We start from the raw sequence: 1,282 nt of genomic DNA, 5'->3' as shown, positions 1-1,282 counted from the left end.
GTTTATTTTCAAACTCTCGTTAATCTTAAATTCAATACTTCTAATCCGTTTATGTTCTTTCTTGCTCGCACAAGAAAGAACCAAAGAAATGCGTACCTGCTCTTCGGCCCTGCGGGTACATTCGTGACTGGTTAAAAATGGCGCTGCAGGACTCGTTCGCTACGCTCTCTCAAACAGTCCTCGCTTTATCCATTTTTAATTGGCGTCACTCATCCTACGAGAAGGCAGATTCCGCTTCGATGAAGCTTTTAGAAAAACAAACATGACTTTGCAGTCGAGCTGACAACGAATAAAGACTGATAGGTTTTGACCTGAAGTTTGTTGAAAGGGGCTTTGGGGTTGAGTTGTCTATTTTCAAACTATCGTTAATCTTAAATTCATTACTCCTAATCCGTTTATGTTCTTTCTTGCTCGCGCAAGAAAGAACCAAAGAAATGCGTGCCTGCTCTGCGGCCCTTTGGGTACATTCGTGACTGGTTAAAAATGGCGCTGCGGCCTGGCCCAGGCCACACTCTCTTGCTTCGCCATTCACCTTGTCTCGTTCGCGCTGCTCTCTCAAACAGTCCTCGCCTTATCCATTTGTAACTGGCGTCACTCATCCTACGAGAAGGCAGATGCCGCTTCGATAAATCTGGAAAAAAAACAAGGTTTGTGTCTTGCACCAACACCCCTTCTGACATGATGAGTCGCGGATAAAATAAACAGGAATTCGTCGAGGACTGTTTGAGCCGAAGGCGAGTCCCGCAGACGCTGTTTATTTTTGAGCAACGAATAAGACCGAAGGGCATGTCAGCGGGGCTGATTGGGATTGTTAAGGGACTTGTCAGCACAAGTGCCTTAACTCGACCTTTAGGTCGAAACCTGAAAGCGGAACAATCAAAGCTCTTAAGGCGCTGTAGGCCGCCGCTGACAAAAACATTTAAATGAAATTGAGCATTAATCCAACAACCGATTAAATTAATTCATCGCTATGACAGAAAGAACAAATAAACCTCAAATCAAAACCTTAAAGCGCCTATCGGCCGCCGCCGACTCTGTTCCCTAATCTAATGGAAAATTAAACGCTAAGTGAAAAACACCATCCTCTGCATCAGCAAAACGATAGCCAAAGCCAATGCGCTCGATATCACCCACTGAGGTTTCAATGGCTTTATCTAAGCCCCAAGTAAAACCAAGCTCGTGTACGTATTCATCTTGAAGAACAAGAGCTTCGTTTTCCTGAAGATCAAAGCCGACAGCAAAATAATAACTCGTCACATAGAATGAGAAGAAACTGCTCAAA

Annotated in this window: 1 protein-coding gene; it reads right to left on the bottom strand. The window is 44.2% G+C overall.

Annotated features, from left to right (window positions below; translation table 11 throughout):
- Nucleotides 1-1,041 precede the first annotated feature (1,041 nt).
- On the bottom strand, nucleotides 1,042-1,282 hold a 241-nt coding region (locus A3738_RS30780), incomplete at its 5' end, for a hypothetical protein (RefSeq protein WP_197473695.1).

The organism is Oleiphilus sp. HI0066 (assembly GCF_001635725.1).
Note: the sequence above shows the minus strand (reverse complement) of the source record. Positions and strands in the feature narration are given on the sequence as shown.